This window comes from Xanthomonas translucens pv. cerealis, assembly GCF_006838285.1.
Lineage (GTDB): Bacteria > Pseudomonadota > Gammaproteobacteria > Xanthomonadales > Xanthomonadaceae > Xanthomonas_A > Xanthomonas_A cerealis.
Genome location: NZ_CP038228.1, coordinates 1,010,625 through 1,027,876, shown reverse-complemented (window position 1 = coordinate 1,027,876; position 17,252 = coordinate 1,010,625). Strand labels below are relative to the sequence as shown.

Here is a 17,252-nt window from a genome sequence, read left to right as displayed (position 1 = left end):
TCAGCGCGCCAGGTGCGCCCGCCCGGCCGCGGTCAGCACCGCCACCTCGCGTTCGCCGTGCGTCTCCACCCGGATCCAGCCCGGCCCCGCACGCCCGTCAAGGGTGGCTTCGCCCAGCCAGGCCAGCGTGCGCAGAAGCACGCTCATGCGCACCCCCAGGCGCTTGCACAACCGCGCCAGGGCGACGCCTTCCGGCTCGGGCGCCAGCGCTTCGAGCAGCGCCCAGGTCAGTGCCGGATCAGCGGACAAGCGCCACGCCGATGTCGCGCGGCACCGCGTCGGCGGCCTCGGCCAGGTGCGGGGTCACCAGCACCGGGATCGACTTGGAGGTCGGCGTGCGCGCCTCGTCGGCGAAGCTGGACAGCGGCACCAGGCCATTGGTCTCGGGGTAATAGGCGGCCAGGCAGCCGCGCGGGATGTTGTACTCGACCAGCAGGAAACGCCGGGCATGGCGCTGCACGCCGTCTTCGCCGAGGCTTTCCAAGTCCACCCAGGCGCCGGCCTGCAGGCCCAGGTCGGCGATGTCGGCGGCGTTGATGAACAGCACCCGGCGCTCGCCGAACACGCCGCGGTAGCGGTCGTCCAGGCCGTAGATGGTGGTGTTGTACTGGTCGTGCGAGCGCGTGGTGGCCAGGGTGAACACCGGCTGCTGCGGGTGCTGGCGGCGCGCGCGGTGGATCGGGTTGTCGGTCGGCACCGCGTGCACCTTGAACACCGCGCGGCCTTCCGGCGTGTCCCACACGCGGTCGCGCGCGGTGTTGGACAGGCGGAAGCCTCCAGGCATGCGCACCCGCGTATTGAAGTCGGCGAAGTCCTCGAACACCTGCGCGATCAGCTCGCGGATGCGGTCGTAGTCGGCCACCAGCCAACGCCAGTGGATCGCGCTGCGCGCGCCGAGCGTGGCCTCGGCCAGGCGCGCGACGATCGCAGGTTCCGATAGCAGCTCCGCCGACGCCGGCGCATTGATGCCGGCCGATAGGTGCACCATGCTCATCGAGTCCTCGACGCTGACGCTCTGCGGCCCGCCTTCCTGGATGTCGATCTCGGTGCGGCCCAGGCACGGCAGGATCAGCGCGTCGCGGCCGTGCACCAGGTGGCTGCGGTTGAGCTTGGTGGTCACGTGCACGGTCAGGTCGCAGCGGCGCAGCGCGCGGTGCGTAGCCTCGGTGTCGGGCGTGGCGGTGGCGAAGTTGCCGCCCATGCCGAAGAAGGTCCTGGCGCGCCCGTCCAGCATGGCCTCGATCGCACCGACGGTGTCGAAGCCCGGCGCGCGCGGCGGCTCGAAACCGAACACCTGCTGCAGCCGGTCCAGGAACGCCGCCGGCGGCTGCTCGTAGATCATCATCGTGCGGTCGCCCTGCACGTTGCTGTGGCCGCGCACCGGGCAGGCGCCGGCGCCGGGGCGGCCCAGGTGGCCGCGTAGCAGCAGCAGGTTGGCGATCATGTGGATCGTGGCCACCGAATGCTTATGCTGGGTGATGCCCATGCCCCAGCACGCGATCAGCCGCTCCGACTTCAGGTAGATCTCGCCGGCGTGGCGCAGCTCGGCCTCGCTCAGCCCGGATTCCTCGACGATGGTCGCCCACGGCTCGGCGATCACCTCCGCGGCGAAGGCGTCGAAGTTGGCGGTGTGCTGAGTGATGAACTGCAGATCCAGTAGCCGCGGCCGCGCTTCCCGTGCCGCTTCGGCATCGCACTCCAGCACGTGCTTGATGATGCCCTTGACCGCGGCCAGGTCGCCGCCGATCTTCAGCTGGAAATAGTCCGACGAAATCCGCGTCGAACCGTTGTGCAGCATCTGCAGCTTGTCCTGCGGATCGGCGAACTTCTCCAGGCCGCGCTCGCGCAGCGGATTGAACGATACGATCGCCGCACCGCGCTTGGCCGCCTGGCGCAGCTCGCCGAGCATGCGCGGATGGTTGGTGCCGGGGTTCTGGCCGAAGATGAAGATCGCGTCGGCCAGTTCGAAATCGTGCAACGACACCGTGCCCTTGCCCACGCCGATCTGCGACTTCAGCGCGGTGCCCGACGGCTCGTGGCACATGTTCGAACAATCGGGGAAGTTGTTGGTGCCGAACTCGCGCACGAACAGCTGGTACAGGAACGCGGCCTCGTTGCTGGTGCGCCCGGAGGTGTAGAAGATCGCCTCGTCCGGCGAGGCCAGGCCGTTGAGGTGCTTGGCGATCAGCGCGAACGCGGCGTCCCAGTTCACCGGCACGTAGTGGTCGCTGGCGCTGTCGTAGCGCAGCGGATGGGTCAGCCGGCCCTGCCCTTCCAGCCAGAAGTCGCTGTACTTGGCCAGCTGCGCGACGCTGTGCTGGGCGAACAGCTCCGGGGTGGCGCGGCGCGCGGTGGCTTCTGCGGCCACCGCCTTGGCGCCGTTCTCGCAGAACTCGAAGGTCGAGGTGTGGTCGCGGTCGGGCCAGGCGCAGCCGGGGCAGTCGAAGCCGTCGGGCTGGTTGGCGTGCAACAGGGTCTTGGCCCCCTGCACCGCCACGTCCTGCTGCAGCAGGTGGGTGGCGACGGCGCGCAACGCGCCCCAGCCGCCGGCCGGCTGCGTATAGGGTTGGATGGTTTTCTTGCTCATGCGGGCTCTCCGGCGTGTTCGGCCTGGTGCAGGCGCTGCGGATGGCTATAGACGACGTAATCGTGGTCGCGGGCGAACCCGATCAGGGTCAGGCCGGCGCTGTCGGCCAGCGCGACCGCCAGCGCGGTGGGTGCGGAAATGGCCGCCAGCAGCGGGATGCCGGCCTGCGCGGCCTTCATCGCCATCTCGTAGCTGGCGCGGCTGGTGACCACGGCGAAGCCGCTGGCCGGATCCGTGCCGGCGCTGGCCAGCGCGCCGATCAGCTTGTCCAGCGCGTTGTGCCGGCCGACGTCCTCGCGCGCCAGCTGCACGCCGCCGTCGGCGTCGGCCCATCCCGCGGCGTGGGTGGCGCCGGTGATCGCGTTGAGCGGTTGCTGCTGGCGCAGCTCGCGCAATGCCCGCGCCAGCGCCGCCGGCGCGATGGCCACGCCGGCCGGCAGCGGCCGCGGCGCGCGCAGCACCGCCTCGATCGATTCGCTGCCGCATACCCCGCAGCCGCTGCGGCCCTGCAGGTTGCGGCGCCGCGCCTGCAGGGCCGCGGCATGTGCGGGCGGAATCTGCAGTTGCAGCGACACCCCTTCCAGGAAGGTATCCACGCTGACGATCTGCAACTGCGCCGGCTCCTCGACAATGCCTTCGGTGAGCGAAAAACCCAACGCGAAGTCGTGCAGGTCTTCCGGGGTCGCCATCATCACCACGAACGGCGCGCCGTTGTAGGCGAACGCCACCGGCACCTCCGACGCCACCAGATCCTGGGTGAGCGCGGTGCGCCCGTCGCGATGGCGGTGCACGCCGCGCGCGACGGCGCCGGGCCGGGAAGACGCACACGAGTCCATGGTGGCTTGCCTCCGCGAATCAGTGGAACAGCACGAACGCCTTCTGCAAGGTCACCCAGATGCCCCACAGCATCGGCACCGCGACCGCCAGCCAGGCCAGCGCCACCAGCAGCAGGTTGCCGCCATGGCCGACCTGCGCCAGCTGCGCCGCATCCAGCGCCACGCCGCCGTTGCTGCCGACCTTTTCGTGCGCCAGCTGCTTCTCCGCGGCCAGCTCCTGCGCGGTCATGAAGTGCCTGGCTGCCACCGGCCGCACCAGCAGGTTGCAGATCAGCCCCAGCACCAGCATCCCGGCCAGGATGTACATGGTGGTGTTGTACACCTGTGACGGCGGCGCGCCCAGGCCCAGCTGGTATTCGCGCATATAGCCCACCACCACCGGGCCGAGGACGCCAGCGGTGGCCCAGGCGGTCAGCAGGCGGCCATGGATCGCGCCGACCATCTGCGTGCCGAACAGGTCGGCCAGATAGGCCGGGATGGTGGCGAAGCCGCCGCCGTACATCGACACGATCACGCAGAAGATGCCGACGAACAGCGCGCTGCCGCCGACCTTGCCGGCCCACGGCGCGGCCGCGTACAGGGCGATGCCCAGCACGAAGAACACGCTGTAGGTGTTCTTGCGGCCGAGCTTGTCGGACGTGCTGGCCCAGAAGAAACGCCCGCCGATGTTGAACAGGCTGAGCAGGCCGGTGAAGCCGGCGGCAATGGCGGCGATGGCCGCCAACTGCGCGGTGTCCAGGCTGCCGAAGCCGGCATCCACGCCGATCAGGCGGCCGCCGAACACTTCCTGCAACATCGGTGAGGCCATGCCGATCACGCCGATGCCGGCCGACACGTTCAGGCACAGCACTCCCCACAGCAGCCAGAACTGCGGGATGCCCCAGACCTTGCTCACGTGCACGTGGTGGGCGGTGATCATCGCGTTGGCGCTGGCCGCCGGCGCGGTCCAGCCGGCCGGCGTCCAACCGCTCGGCGGCACCCGGTAGCCGAACGCGCCGGCCATCATGAACACGAAATACAGCGCGGCCATCACCAGGAAGGTTTCCATCACCCCCACCGAGGCCGGGCCGGCGAAATGGCGCATCAGCGCATCGGCCAGCGGGCTGCCGATCATCGCACCGCCGCCGAAGCCCATGATCGCCATGCCGGTGGCCATGCCGCGGCGGTCCGGGAACCACTTGATCAGGGTCGACACCGGCGAGATGTAGCCCAGCCCCAGGCCGATGCCGCCGATCACGCCCGAGCCCAGCCACAGCAGCCAGATCTGGTGCAGATGGATGCCCAGTGCCGAGATCACCAACCCGCCGCACCAGCACAGCGCCGAGACCACGCCGGCCTTGCGCGGCCCGGCGCGCTCCAGCCAGCCGCCCCACAGCGCCGCCGAGCAACCCAGCAGCACGAAGAACAGCGTGTACATCCATTGCAGTTCGCTGATTTTCCAGTCGCAGCTGGCCGACACGATGCGCGCGAAGAACCCCATGTCGGCCGGACACGCCACCGCCTCGGTGATGCCCAGCGCCCTGGACAGCGGCAGCCAGAACACGCTGAAGCCGTATGCCATGCCGATGCACAGATGGATCGCCAGCGCCGCCGGCGGCACCAGCCAGCGATTGAAGCCCGGCCCGGCGACGATACGTTCCTTCGACAACACGCCGGCCTGGGCCATGTGCGCGGCAATCGCCGCGCCGTTCGAGTTGCTCATTGGGTTCCCCTCGCAGTGCATCGGCTTTTATGTGATGAAGCGCATATTGCAGGCACCACAGCGCGTGGCGAGCGTAGTACGAAAGCACGATGGCGCCGAGCGTCGGATGGTCTAATAATCGACCGTAGAAAGCTTATTGCGAGCCGCAACCTGCGTATACAAGGTGACGATCCAGGCGCAGTGGGAACTGCGCACCGAGGATGGACAGCGCCTGCCGCCGCGGCTGGCGGAACTGCTGCTGGCGATCCGCGACACCGGCTCGATGGCCGCGGCCTGCCCTCAGACCGGGCTGTCCTACCGCTATGCATGAGGCACGCTGCGCGAGGCCCGGCGCCTGTTGGGACAGCCGCTGCTGCGCGCCGACGTGCGCTTCATCCATCGCCAGCTCCGCTCGGGCACGCGCCTGTTGCTGGAATGCCTGGTGGCGCAGCAGAGCCTGCCGCTGCGTGGCCTGCATGGCACCGACATGGAGGAACTGACCCACGCCGCGGTCGCCGCCTACGTCGCCAGCGGTCTGGCCGATGCCGGCTTCGGCCTGGAACCGCCGGCGCTGCGCTATGGCATGGCGTTCATCCCGATCGTCAGCGAGCGCTATTTCCTGCTGTGCCGTCGCGCGGCGCTGGACAGCGGCCGCCTGCCCCCCCCCCCCCCGATCGTGGATTCGCTGCGCAGCGATAGCTTCCAGCACGAACTCGGCCTGCTGCCCGGCTATGACACGCACGACTGCGAGGGGGTGCAGGCGCTGGCGCAGGCGTGTGCCGGGTTGGCGTGAGGCGTGAGGCGTGAGGCGGGATTGGGGATTGGGGATTCGGAATCGGGCGCCGAGGCGCTTGCGCTATGACGCTTCCGTACTGCGCCTGGGAGGGACTTCAGTCCCGACGCTGTTACCGGCTACGCCTGTTCGGAACCAGGACGCTCTGGCAAATTCGCAAGGAGGAAGGCAACGCACACCGGCACGCCAACAGCGCAATTGCGCCATTTGCGAGCAGGGTCGGTTAGGCTTTGCGCCCTTGCGCATCCGAAACGTTCCCATGCCAATGCCCATGTCGCTTCGCGTCGCCGCCGCCGGCTTCCTGTTGCTCGCCACGCATGGCGCACGCGCCGCCGACCTGCCCGCCGACGTGCTGCGCCAGCTGCCGGCCGGCTACCTGCCGCTGCAACAGCTGCGCACCGATCTCGACGGAGACGGCCGCGCCGACTACCTGGTGGCGCTGCAGCAACGCGGCGAAGCCCAGCGCGAACCGGCGCCGGCACGGCCGCTGCTGATCTTCGTGCAGCAGGCCGACGGCCACTACCGGCTGGCCGCGCGCAACGACCACGTGGTGCTCAAGCGCGACGACGGCGGCCAGTGCGATCCGTTCACCGACAGCGACGATCCGTTCGCGGCCAAGGGCCGCTATTTCACCGTGCAGAACGGCGTTTCCTGCGGCCAGCACTGGACCTACTTCATCACCTTCCGCTACGACCCCGAGCGCAAGACCTGGCTGTTCCACAAGCGCATCCGCCAGAGCTGGCAGCTGAACTCGGATCCGGCGCCGGGCGCCGATGCGTTGAAGAAGACCGCAGACAAGGTGGATGCCGCCGACCCCAAGCATCCGCTCCCCTTTGCCGAGTACGCGCCGGACTGAGTCCGCGCGCAACCGGCGCGCACGCCCTGCAACTGAGCCGGACGTAGCGAAGGCGTCGGCTGCAACCGGCAGCGTGCCAGATCGAGGTGCTCGCTTGCGGCCGCCGTCCGGGGTCTTTCGCCCCGCCCGGCGGCGGCTTGCCGCGTCCGAATCCGGCCAGCGCGGCGCCGCAACGGCGGGCACGCTATGCGCTCGATCTTCTCTTGGAGCGCACATGTCCAGCTTCGTCTGCATCGGCCTGCCCGCCGCGCCGTTCGCACCGCTGTTCGCACTCGACGATACACAGTTGCATGCGCACGGCGCGCGCCGCGTCCGCGCCGACCAGACACCGGGCTTCCCGTGCCGGATCAGCCTGGAAGACGCGCAACCCGGCGAGGAACTGTTGCTGCTGCACTACCTGCACCAGCCGGCCGACACGCCATACCGCGCCGCCGGGCCGATCTACGTGCGCCGCCACGTGCAGACTGCGACAGTGGCACCGGGCCACGTGCCCGACGCGATCCGCAGGCGCTTGATCTCGCTGCGCGGCTACGCTGCCGACGACATGCTGCTTGCCGCCGACGTGCATCCCGGCGAAACGGTCGCGGCGGCGATCGCGCAGGCCTTCGCCGATCCGCGCGTGCGCTACCTGCATCTGCACAATGCGCGCCAGGGGTGTTTCGCCTGCCGGGTGGAGCGGATCTGAGCTGGGGATCGGGAATGTTGTTCGCCGTCAAAGTGCTGTCAAGCGATTTGCGGAAAAAATCGCCATGCCGAAAGAGCAGCAGCAATTTGGACTTCCGGCGCAACCGCCTTCCTGCAGGAGGGGCTTCAGCCCCGACGCATTACCGGTAAGGCGTCGGGGCTGAAGCCCCTCCCACAAAAAAGCGCAGGTGCGGCGCATTTGCGAATTCCCGCTTTTCCGCAGCCGAATGGCTGGTCATCCCGAATCTCCAATCCCGGCTCAGACCGCCAAATTGATCCAGGTCGCCTTCATCTCGGTGTACTTGTCGAAGGCATGTAACGATTTGTCGCGGCCGTTGCCCGATTGCTTGTAGCCGCCGAACGGCGCGGTCATGTCGCCGCCGTCCCAGTAGTTCACCCACACGCTGCCGGCGCGCAGCTTGCGCGCCACGCGGTGTGCGCGGCCGATGTCGCGGGTCCACACGCCCGCGGCCAGGCCGTACTCGCTGTCGTTGGCCATGCGCAGCGCGTGCGCCTCGTCGTCGAAGGCAATCACCGACAGCACCGGGCCGAAGATCTCCTCGCGGGCGATGGTGTGTTCGTGGCCGACCTCGTCGAAGATGGTCGGCTCCACGTAGCAGCCGCCGGCGACCACTTCCACGCGCTTGCCGCCGAGCAGCACCCGCGCGCCTTCCTCGTTGCCGCGTGCGATGTAATCGAGCACGCGGTGGGTCTGCGCCTCATCCACCAGCGCGCCCATCGCCGCATCGTCGTCGAACGGATGCCGCGGCTGCATGGTGCGCCCGGCGGCGACCACGCGGGCCACGAACTCGTCCTTGATCGAGCGCTCCACCAGCAATCGCGAGGCCGCGGTGCAGACCTCGCCCTGGTTGTAGAAGATCGCGCCGGCAGCGGCCTGCGCCGCCTGCTCCAGGTCCGGCGCATCGGCGAACACCAGGTTCGGGCTCTTGCCGCCGCATTCCATGTAGGCGCGTTTCATGTTCGACAGCCCGGCGCATTGCAGCAGGCGCTTGCCGACCGCGGTGGACCCGGTGAACACCAGCCCGTCTACATCCATGTGCAGCGCCAGCGGCTCGCCAGCGCTCCTGCCGAAGCCCGGCACCACGTTGAACACGCCGTCGGGGATGCCGGCTTCGGCCACCAGTTCGGCCAGGCGCAGCACGCTCAGCGGCGATTTCTCCGAGGGCTTGAGCACCACCGAATTACCCGCCGCCAGCGCCGGGGCGATCTTCCACGCGGCCATCAGCAGCGGAAAATTCCACGGCACGATCGCGCCGACCACGCCCAGCGGTTCGCGGGTAATCAGGCCCAGTTCGTCCTGCCCGGTCGGCGCCACCTCGCCGTATAGCTTGTCCAGCGCCTCGCCGGTCCAGGCCAGGCAGCGCACCGTGGCCGCCACGTCCACGCTGCGCGCGTCGCGCACCGGCTTGCCCATGTCCAGCGATTCCAGCAGCGCCAGCTCGTCGGCGTGCTGTTCGACCAGCTGTGCCAGTTTGATGAGGGTCTTTTTGCGCTGCGCCGGCCTGGCCTGCGACCAGTGCCCGGCATCGAAGCTGCGCCGCGCCGCGGCGACCGCGCGGGCGATGTCCTCGGCCTCGCCCGCGGCGACCTGGCCGAGTACGCGGCCGTCGATCGGGCTGATGCAATCGAAGGTCTTGCCGCTGGCCGCGTCGACGTAGCGGCCGTCGATGAAGGCCTGGGTGCGCAAGTGCAGCGCGGCGGCCATCGCCTGCCATGCGTCGCGGGTGCGTGGTGCGTTCATCGGAAGCTCCGGGTCGGGAGGAAGGAACGGATCTGCGCGGCGTGCGGTCGCGGCAAGGCGGGAGCGCGCGCCGCGGCGCAGGCTGCGCTCAGAACGTGGCCGGAGTGTTGGCGCTGACGATCACTACCGTCTCGCTGCCGACGTTGCGGAACCGGTGCGGCACCCGGCTCTCGAAATAGTACCCCTCGCCGGCACGCAGCACCCGCACCTGCGCGCCAACGGTGATCTCCACCTCGCCGGCCACCACCACCCCGCCTTCCTCGCCCTCGTGCACCAGCATCGCGCTGCCGGTGTCGCTGCCCGGGGGCATCACTTCGCGCAGGATGCACATCTGCCGCTGCGGGCGATGTTGCCCGACCAGGTAGTAGTAGATGCCGTCGCTCCCCACGTCAGGCAGTTCCTCGGCGGCATAGAACGGCGCATCGGCCGGCCCGAGCTGCAGGTCCTGGGTGAAGAAATCGGCCAGCGAGATCGGGATGCCGTCCAGCACCTTCTTCAGCGAACTCACCGACGGGCTGACCTTGTTCTGCTCGATCAGCGAGATGGTGCTGTTGGTCACGCCCACCCGCTTGGCCAGCTCGCGCTGGCTCAGCCGGTGGGCGGTACGAACCCGGTGCAGGCGGGCGCCGATATCCATCGCGTGATGAGGACAGCCTTGAAGATGTTGCCGGATACTTTACACAGCCGGTCCGCGCGGTCAATTTGCCGGGCGCCGTGTGCCAGGGTCGGCGGCGCCGCCTGGACCGGTGCGCGGCGGCGCCATTTCCGCCTGATCGCGCATCGCAACGCCGACGGCGCGGCCACCCGGACGCGCCAGCGGCGCAACGCGGGCGTTGCCCCCGCCACCGCAGGCCCGGTTGGTGTAAAGTTTTTTCAACACCCCTTTCGCGTGGAGCCTGTGATGCGCCCCGAGCCGCCCTCCTCTTCCCAGGCGCTGGCCGATCACTATGCGGCCCACGCCACGCAGGCGCCCGAGAACATGGACGCGTTCTGGATGCCGTTCACCGCCAACCGCCAGTTCAAGGCACGGCCGCGGCTGCTGGCCTCGGCCGAGGGCATGTACTACCGCAGCGTGGACGGGCGCCGGATCCTCGACGGCACCGCCGGGTTGTGGTGCTGCAATGCCGGACACGCGCGGCCGCGCATCGTCGAGGCGGTGTCCCGGCAGATCGCTACGCTGGATTTCGCACCGAGCTTCCAGATGGGTTCGCCGCTGCCGTTCGTGCTCGCCGAACGCCTGGTCGAACTCGCCCCGCCGGGCCTGGACCACGTGTTCTATACCAACTCCGGCTCCGAATCGGTGGACACCGCGATGAAGATCGCGCTGGCTTACCACCGCGCGCGCGGCGAGGGCCAGCGCACCCGCTTCCTCGGCCGCGAGAAGGGCTATCACGGGGTCGGCTTCGGCGGCATCTCGGTCGGCGGGCTGCCCAACAACCGCAAGTGGTTCGGCCCGCTGCTGCCCGGTGTGGACCATCTGCGGCATACCCTGGACATCGAGCGCAACGCGTTCTCGCAGGGACTGCCCGAGCATGGTGTGGAGCTGGCCGAAGATCTGGAGCGGCTGGTCACGCTGCACGACGCCTCCACCATCGCCGCGGTGATCATCGAACCGATCTCCGGCTCGGCCGGGGTGGTGCTGCCGCCGCATGGCTATCTGCAGCGCATCCGCCAGCTATGCGACAAGCACGGCATCGTGCTGATCTTCGACGAGGTGATCACCGGCTTCGGCCGCGTCGGCAAGGCCTTCGCCGCGCAGCGCTTCGGCGTCACCCCGGACCTGATGACGACCGCCAAGGGGCTGACCAACGGCTGCGTGCCGATGGGCGCGGTGTTCGTCTCGCGCGCCATCCACGATGCCTTCGCGCACGGCCCGGCCGGCGCCATCGACCTGTTCCACGGCTATACCTATTCCGGCCACCCGCTGGCCTGCGCCGCGGCGCTGGCGACGCTGGACACCTATGCCGAAGAACAGCTGTTCGAACAGGCCATCGCGCTGGGCGAGGACTGGCAGCAGGCGATCCACGCGCTGAAGGACTTGCCGCACGTAATCGATATCCGCAACTTCGGCCTGATCGGCGCGATCGAACTGGCGCCGCGGCACGGCGCGCCCGGCGCGCGCGCCTACGAGATCTTCGAGCGCTGCTTCCACGAGGCGGACCTGCTGATCCGCGTCACCGGCGACACCATCGCGCTGTCGCCGCCGCTGATCGTGGAGCGCGAGCACATCGAGCGCATCTTCTCGGTGCTCGCCGACATGATCAGCACCACACCCTGATCCCCGCCCCCCACCTCAACCCGCTCCGCGCTCCCCACGCGCGCCGCATGCCTGGAGAACCGCTCATGCTGGTCGGCGTCCCGAAAGAGATCAAGAACCACGAATACCGGATCGGGCTGACCCCGGCCGGGGTCCGCGAACTGGTGCTGCACGGCCACCAGGTGCTGGTGCAGCGCGACGGCGGCCAGGCCATCGGCCTGACCGACGCCGACTACGAACGCGCCGGCGCGCGCCTGGCCGACGACGCGGCCAGCGTGTTCGCGCAGGCCGAGATGATCGTCAAGGTCAAGGAACCGCAGCCGGACGAATGCGCACTGTTACGCCCGGGGCAACTGCTGTTCACCTACCTGCACCTGGCGCCGGACCCGACGCAGGCCAACGCACTGCTGCATTCCGGCTGCACCGCGATCGCCTACGAGACCGTCACCGACGGCCATGGCGGGCTGCCGCTGCTGGCACCGATGAGCGAGGTGGCCGGGCGCATGGCGATCCAGGCCGGCGCGCATGCGCTGGAAAAGGCGCAGGGCGGCTGCGGTGTGCTGCTCGGCGGCGTGCCCGGGGTCAAGCCGGCCGAAGTGCTGGTGATCGGCGGCGGCGTGGTCGGCATCAACGCCGCGCGCATGGCGATGGGCCTGCACGCGCGGGTGACGGTGCTGGACCGTTCGCTGGAACGGCTCAAGTACCTGGACGAACTGTACGGCCATCAGCTGACCACGCTGTATTCCACCCGCGATGCGATCGAGCGCTGCCTGCCGCACACCGACCTGGTGATCGGCGCGGTACTGATCCCCGGCGCCGCCGCGCCCAAGCTGGTGTCGCGCGCGCAGTTGGCGCTGCTGCGGCCGGGCTCGGTGCTGGTGGACGTGGCGATCGACCAGGGCGGCTGCTTCGAGACCAGCCGCGCCACCACCCACCAGCAGCCGACCTACGAAGTGGACGGCATCGTCCACTACTGCGTGGCCAACATGCCCGGCGGCGTGGCGCGCACCTCCACCTTCGCCCTGACCAACGCCACCTTGCCGTTCGTGCTGCAGCTGGCCGAGCACGGCCTGCAGGCGCTGCGCGACGACCAGAACCTGCGCAACGGCCTCAACGTGCACGCCGGCAAGCTCACCCACCGCGCAGTGGCGCAGGCGCTGGGCGCGGAGTTCGTGCGGCCGCTGGACGCACTGGGCTGAGCGTTTCCTTCCAGGAGCACCGACTATGACCGAATCCCTGTCTCACTGCATCGGCGGCCGCCGCGTCGATTTCCGCAGCAGCGACTACGCCGAAGTGTTCGACCCGGCCAGCGGCGCGGTGGCGCGGCGCGTGCCGCTGGGCGATGCGCATGCGGTCGAGATGGCGGTGGCCGCCGCGGCGCAGGTGTTCCCGGCCTGGGCGGCGACCCCGCCGCTGCAGCGCGCGCGGGTGCTGTTCCGCTTCCGCGAGCTGCTCGAACGGCATGCCGATACCCTGGCCCGCTGCATCAGCGCCGAGCACGGCAAGGTGGTGTCCGATGCCCGCGGCGAGGTCACCCGTGGCCTGGAGGTGGTGGAGTTCGCCTGCGGCATCCCGCACCTGCTCAAGGGCGAGCATTCGGTCGATGTCGGCCGCGGCGTGGACGCCTGGAGCGAGTACGCGCCGCTGGGCGTGGTCGCCGGCGTCACGCCGTTCAACTTCCCGGCGATGGTGCCGTTGTGGATGCTGCCGGTGGCGCTGGCCTGCGGCAACAGCTTCGTGCTCAAACCCTCCGAGCACGCTCCGTCGGCCTCGCTGCTGCTGGCCGACTGGCTGCACGAGGCCGGCCTGCCGGACGGCGTATTCAACGTCGTGCACGGTGCCAAGCCGGCGGTGGACGCGCTGCTGGCGCACCCGCAGGTGCAGGCGCTGAGTTTCGTCGGCTCCACGCCGGTCGCCGCCGAGCTGTATGCGCGCGGCGGTGCGCTGGGCAAACGCGTGCAGGCGCTGGGCGGGGCCAAGAACCACCTGGTGGTGCTGCCCGACGCCGACCTGGACGACGTCGTGTCCGCCCTGCTCGGCGCCGGCTACGGCTCGGCCGGCGAACGCTGCATGGCGATCTCGGTGGCGGTGTGCGTGGGCGATGCGCTGGCCGATGCGCTGGTCGCCAAACTGGCCCCGCGCGTTGCCGCGCTGACCCTCGGCGCCGGCGCCGACGAGCCGGACATGGGCCCACTGATCAGCGCCGCGCACCGCGCGCGCGTGCGCGGCTACATCGACAGCGGCGTGGCCGACGGCGCCACGCTGGTGGTGGATGGCCGCGCCGCGCAGCCGGCGGCGCAGGCGGGTGGCTTCTTCCTCGGCGGCAGCCTGTTCGACCACGTCCGCGCCGACATGCGCATCTACCGTGAGGAAATCTTCGGCCCGGTGCTGTGCGTGCTGCGCGTGGCCGACGCCGAAGCCGCGCTGCAGCTGATCGACGCGCACGACTACGGCAACGGCGCGGCGGTGTTCACCCGCGACGGCGGCGCCGCGCGCGCCTTCGCCCGGCGCGTGCAGGCCGGCATGGTCGGGATCAACGTGCCGATCCCGGTGCCGATGGCGTTCCACAGCTTCGGCGGCTGGAAGCGCTCGCTGTTCGGCCCGCTGCACGTGCACGGCCCCGACGGCGTACGCTTCTACACCCGGCTCAAGACCGTCACCGCGCGCTGGCCGGCGGCGGCGCGCGATGCCGAGTTCGCGATGCCTACGATGCGCTGAGCCGCGCAGCGCCGCAATGCAGCACGGGCGCGCGCCGCGGCGGTGTAGCCTTGCGCGCCCCCGACCCGACCGCCGCAACCACAGGAGTCGCTCCATGATCAAGGTCAGCGTGATGTACCCGTATACGCCCGGCGCCCGTTTCGACCACGCCTACTACCGCGACACGCACATGCCGCTGCTGCAGGCGCGCATGGGCGCGGCCTGCAAGCGTTACACCGTGGACAAGGGCCTGTCTGGCGGCGCCCCCGGCAGCGACCCGACCTATGTCGGCATGTGCCACATCTTCAGCGACTCGGTGGAAGCGTTCCAGGCCGGCTTCGGCCCGCACGCTGCAGAAATCCTCGGCGACATCAAGAATTACACCGACCTGACCCCAGTGATGCAGATCAGCGAGGTGGTGGTCGGCTGAGGCGCTGTTCGGGACCGGGGACCAGGGACCGGGGACCCGGAAAAGCGTCGGTACGCTTGCTGGCGGGACTCGGAACAGCAAACCACGCCAGGGCCATCGTCCGCGTGGAACGCGCTTTCCCTCGTCCCTCGTCCCTCGTCCCTGGTCCCTGGTCCCGTCCCCCAAGCCCACCCTCTACAATGCCGCCCCCGCCGCAACGCAACGCCCTGCCCCCGATGAACATCGTCGTCAAAGAAGACCTCAAGGCCTACATCGATCCGCTCACCGCCGACGAGTACGCGGCGCTGGAGCGCAGCCTGCTCGCCGAAGGCTGCCGCGATGCGTTGGTGCTGTGGGGCGAGATCCTGGTCGACGGGCACAACCGCTACGGCATCTGCCAGAAACACGGACTGCCGTTCCAGACCGTGCAGAACACCCGCTTCCAGTCGCTGCAGGACGTGCACCTGTGGATGATCGACCAGCACCTGGGCCGGCGCAGCGTGTCCGATTTCCAGCGCGGCGTGCTGGCGCTGCGCAAGCGCGAGATTCTGGCCGAGCGCGGCAGCCGTGCCGCCGCGCCGCCCGCGCAATCCGCCGACGGCGCCGATGCCGCAGCAACCGATGCGCATGACGATGCAGCGCCCTGGGCCGATGCGTCGGCCGGCGCAGACGGCGCGAGCGTCCAGGCGATGCCGGCGCCGCTGAGCCGTGCCGACCTGGCGCGCGCCGCGCGGCTCAGCAACAGCCAGGTGCTGCAGATCGAGAAGATCCAGAAGCAGGCCACCGCCGAAGTGGTGGAAGCGGTGAAGTCCGGTGCGATCTCGATCAACGCCGCCGCCGCAGTGGCCAGCCTGCCCGAGGACGAGCAGCGCGCCGCGGCCATCGCCGGCAAGGACGAACTCAAGCAGGCGGCCAAGCGCGCCCGCGCGTCCAGGCGCAAGCCGCGCGAAATCCCGCCCCCCGGACCGAAGGGCGATGCCGATGCAGCGCAAGGCGGCAACGAACTGGCCGCACTGCGCCAGCGCGTGGCCGAGCTCGACGCCGAGAATCGGACGCTGCGCGAGGAAGTGGCGGCATTGCGCGCGCAGTTGCAGGAGTGATCCGGCATCGGCCCGCCACGCATCGGTCCGATGCGCAGCACATGCAGCAGGGACTTCCATCTCCCGGTTTTTGCAGCAACGCCGCGTCGGGACTGAAGTCCCTCCCACAGGGACGCCGCCCGCGTTCCACTGAGACGCCACGCACATCGATGACAACACAAGCCATCGTTCGCAGGCACTTGCCACGCGACACGCGCCCAGCCCTGCCCACACAATGAAATCCACCTAACCCGGCGCTGCGTACACTGGATGGCATGAGCGTTTCTTCCCCATCGATGCCGCCCGATCCGCGCCGTGCGCAGCTACGGCGCATGAAGCTGCTGGCGGCGCTGTTGCTGCTGGCGATGCTGGCCGGCTTCCTGCTCAGCCACGTCATGGGCATGCATGGCGCCTGGGCCTGGATCGGCGCGTTCTGCGAGGCGGCCACGGTCGGCGCGCTGGCCGACTGGTTCGCGGTGGTGGCGCTGTTCCGCCATCCGCTGGGGCTGCCGATCCCGCACACCGCGATCATCCCGCACGGCAAGGCGCGCATCGCCGACAGCCTGGCGCTGTTCGTGCGCGACCATTTCCTGGAACCGACGGCGCTGCTGGCCAAGCTCAGCGCGTTCGATCCGGCCAAGCGGCTGGGCCAGTGGCTGGCCGAACCGGCACAGGCCGGCAAGCTGGCCGAGCTGGCCCGCGGCTGGGCGCTGCAGGCACTGGACCTGCTCGACGAGGCCGCGGTGCGGCGCCGCATCCACGGCTTCGTGGTGGCGCGCCTGCACGAATGGAACGCGGCCGCGACCGCCGGCGAGATCCTCGACCTGCTCACCGCCGATGGCCGCCACCAGGCCCTGCTCGACGAAGCGCTGACCCGGCTCGGCCGGCATCTGGACGATGCGACGGTGAAGCAGCGCGTGTCGGCGATGATCGTCAAGTACGCGCGCCGCGAATGGCCCAAGCTGGTCGGCACGGTAGAATGGGTCAAGCCGGTGGAAGGCATCGCCGACACCCTGGCCGAACGTCTGGCGCATGCGCTGCTGGACGAACTGCAGGACGTGCTGTCGCAGCCGCAGCACCCGCTGCGCCAGGACTACGAGCGCTGGCTCGGCGGCTACGTGCAGCGCCTGCGCAACGACCCGGCCACCGCCGACAAGCTGCAGGCGATGAAGCAGCGGCTGATCGAGCATCCCGGCGTGCAGGACTACGTGCAAGGCCTGTGGGAGCAGATCCACGCCAGCCTGCGCGAGGACCTGTCGCGCAGCGATGGTGTACTGGTGCAGCATCTGCAACGCTCGCTGGGCGCGCTCGGGGAGTCCCTGTCCCAGGACCGGGCCTTGCGCGACGCGCTCAACCAGCACCTGCTCGGCGGCGCGGAGAAGCTGACCCAGCGTCTGCGCAGCGGCGTCACCGAGCACATCGCGCAGACCGTGAAAGGCTGGGACGAACGTCACCTTGTGGAGCAGCTGGAGCTGAGCGTCGGCCGCGACCTGCAGTACATCCGTTTCAACGGCACCCTGGTCGGCGGCCTGATCGGAGTGGCGCTGCACGCAGCCGTCACGCTGATTCCATGAATGGTTTTAGATGAGCATCCCTGCTGTGCGTCGCTAG

General features: G+C 69.6%; 16 protein-coding genes. 10 read left to right on the top strand and 6 right to left on the bottom strand.

All coding sequences use genetic code 11. From position 1 onward, the window contains the following. From E4A48_RS04540 to E4A48_RS04525, 4 genes are read right to left on the bottom strand one after another with little or no spacing between them, the layout of a single operon-like run. Entirely contained in the window at positions 1-249 is a 249-nt protein-coding gene (locus E4A48_RS04540) for a hypothetical protein (protein WP_039005259.1), read from the bottom strand. After that, positions 239-2,587 (bottom strand): FdhF/YdeP family oxidoreductase, encoded by a 2,349-nt coding sequence (locus tag E4A48_RS04535; protein ID WP_058196496.1) that lies wholly within the window; start codon positions 2,585-2,587, stop codon positions 239-241. The genes E4A48_RS04540 and E4A48_RS04535 overlap by 11 nt, the downstream gene beginning before the upstream one ends. Beyond that, positions 2,584-3,423: a formate dehydrogenase accessory sulfurtransferase FdhD gene (fdhD, locus tag E4A48_RS04530; RefSeq protein WP_039005261.1), complete on the bottom strand. Its 840-nt coding sequence runs from the start codon at positions 3,421-3,423 to the stop codon at positions 2,584-2,586. Before fdhD ends, E4A48_RS04535 begins: the two co-directional genes overlap by 4 nt. A gap of 19 nt (positions 3,424-3,442) precedes the next feature. Then, positions 3,443-5,125, bottom strand: coding sequence for an OFA family MFS transporter (locus E4A48_RS04525; RefSeq protein ID WP_142741949.1), 1,683 nt, complete (start codon positions 5,123-5,125; stop codon positions 3,443-3,445). A 136-nt stretch (positions 5,126-5,261) separates the two neighbouring features. Between E4A48_RS04525 and E4A48_RS20915 the strand changes: the two genes are divergently transcribed. The 4 genes from E4A48_RS20915 to E4A48_RS04510 all read left to right on the top strand — a co-directional run bounded on the left by E4A48_RS20915 (position 5,262) and on the right by E4A48_RS04510 (position 7,438). Beyond that, positions 5,262-5,435 carry a hypothetical protein gene (locus E4A48_RS20915; RefSeq protein ID WP_230812829.1) on the top strand — a complete coding sequence of 58 codons (174 nt, stop codon included), beginning with the start codon at positions 5,262-5,264 and terminating at the stop codon, positions 5,433-5,435. A 27-nt stretch (positions 5,436-5,462) separates the two neighbouring features. After that, positions 5,463-5,897: a substrate-binding domain-containing protein gene (locus tag E4A48_RS20910; RefSeq protein WP_260608062.1), complete on the top strand. Its 435-nt coding sequence runs from the start codon at positions 5,463-5,465 to the stop codon at positions 5,895-5,897. Between the two features lie 271 nt (positions 5,898-6,168). Then, positions 6,169-6,753 (top strand): hypothetical protein, encoded by a 585-nt coding sequence (locus tag E4A48_RS04515; protein ID WP_142741948.1) that lies wholly within the window; start codon positions 6,169-6,171, stop codon positions 6,751-6,753. Positions 6,754-6,967: 214 nt separating this feature from the next. Next, entirely contained in the window at positions 6,968-7,438 is a 471-nt protein-coding gene (locus E4A48_RS04510) for a DUF1203 domain-containing protein (protein ID WP_039005265.1), read from the top strand. Between the two features lie 258 nt (positions 7,439-7,696). Here E4A48_RS04510 and E4A48_RS04505 read toward each other — a convergent pair whose 3' ends face one another. Beyond that, positions 7,697-9,199 (bottom strand): aldehyde dehydrogenase, encoded by a 1,503-nt coding sequence (locus E4A48_RS04505; protein WP_039005266.1) that lies wholly within the window; start codon positions 9,197-9,199, stop codon positions 7,697-7,699. An 88-nt stretch (positions 9,200-9,287) separates the two neighbouring features. After that, positions 9,288-9,836, bottom strand: coding sequence for a cupin domain-containing protein (locus tag E4A48_RS04500; protein ID WP_039005267.1), 549 nt, complete (start codon positions 9,834-9,836; stop codon positions 9,288-9,290). A gap of 264 nt (positions 9,837-10,100) precedes the next feature. On the opposite strand from E4A48_RS04500, the gene E4A48_RS04495 reads away from it, so the two are divergent. From E4A48_RS04495 to E4A48_RS04470, 6 genes are all read left to right on the top strand, one after another. Next, positions 10,101-11,477 (top strand): omega-aminotransferase AptA, encoded by a 1,377-nt coding sequence (locus E4A48_RS04495; RefSeq protein WP_039005268.1) that lies wholly within the window; start codon positions 10,101-10,103, stop codon positions 11,475-11,477. Between the two features lie 65 nt (positions 11,478-11,542). Continuing rightward, positions 11,543-12,655, top strand: a complete 1,113-nt coding sequence (gene ald, locus E4A48_RS04490; protein ID WP_039005270.1) for an alanine dehydrogenase — start codon at positions 11,543-11,545, stop codon at positions 12,653-12,655. A 25-nt stretch (positions 12,656-12,680) separates the two neighbouring features. After that, on the top strand, positions 12,681-14,174 hold the full coding sequence (locus tag E4A48_RS04485; protein ID WP_039005271.1) for a CoA-acylating methylmalonate-semialdehyde dehydrogenase: 1,494 nt from the start codon (positions 12,681-12,683) through the stop codon (positions 14,172-14,174). A gap of 94 nt (positions 14,175-14,268) precedes the next feature. Further along, a complete protein-coding gene (locus tag E4A48_RS04480) occupies positions 14,269-14,583 on the top strand; it encodes an EthD family reductase (protein WP_039005273.1) in 315 nt (104 codons plus the stop codon). A gap of 215 nt (positions 14,584-14,798) precedes the next feature. Further along, positions 14,799-15,662: a ParB N-terminal domain-containing protein gene (locus E4A48_RS04475; RefSeq protein WP_039005274.1), complete on the top strand. Its 864-nt coding sequence runs from the start codon at positions 14,799-14,801 to the stop codon at positions 15,660-15,662. Between the two features lie 311 nt (positions 15,663-15,973). Next, positions 15,974-17,215, top strand: a complete 1,242-nt coding sequence (locus E4A48_RS04470; protein WP_142743095.1) for a DUF445 domain-containing protein — start codon at positions 15,974-15,976, stop codon at positions 17,213-17,215. Positions 17,216-17,252 lie beyond the last annotated feature (37 nt).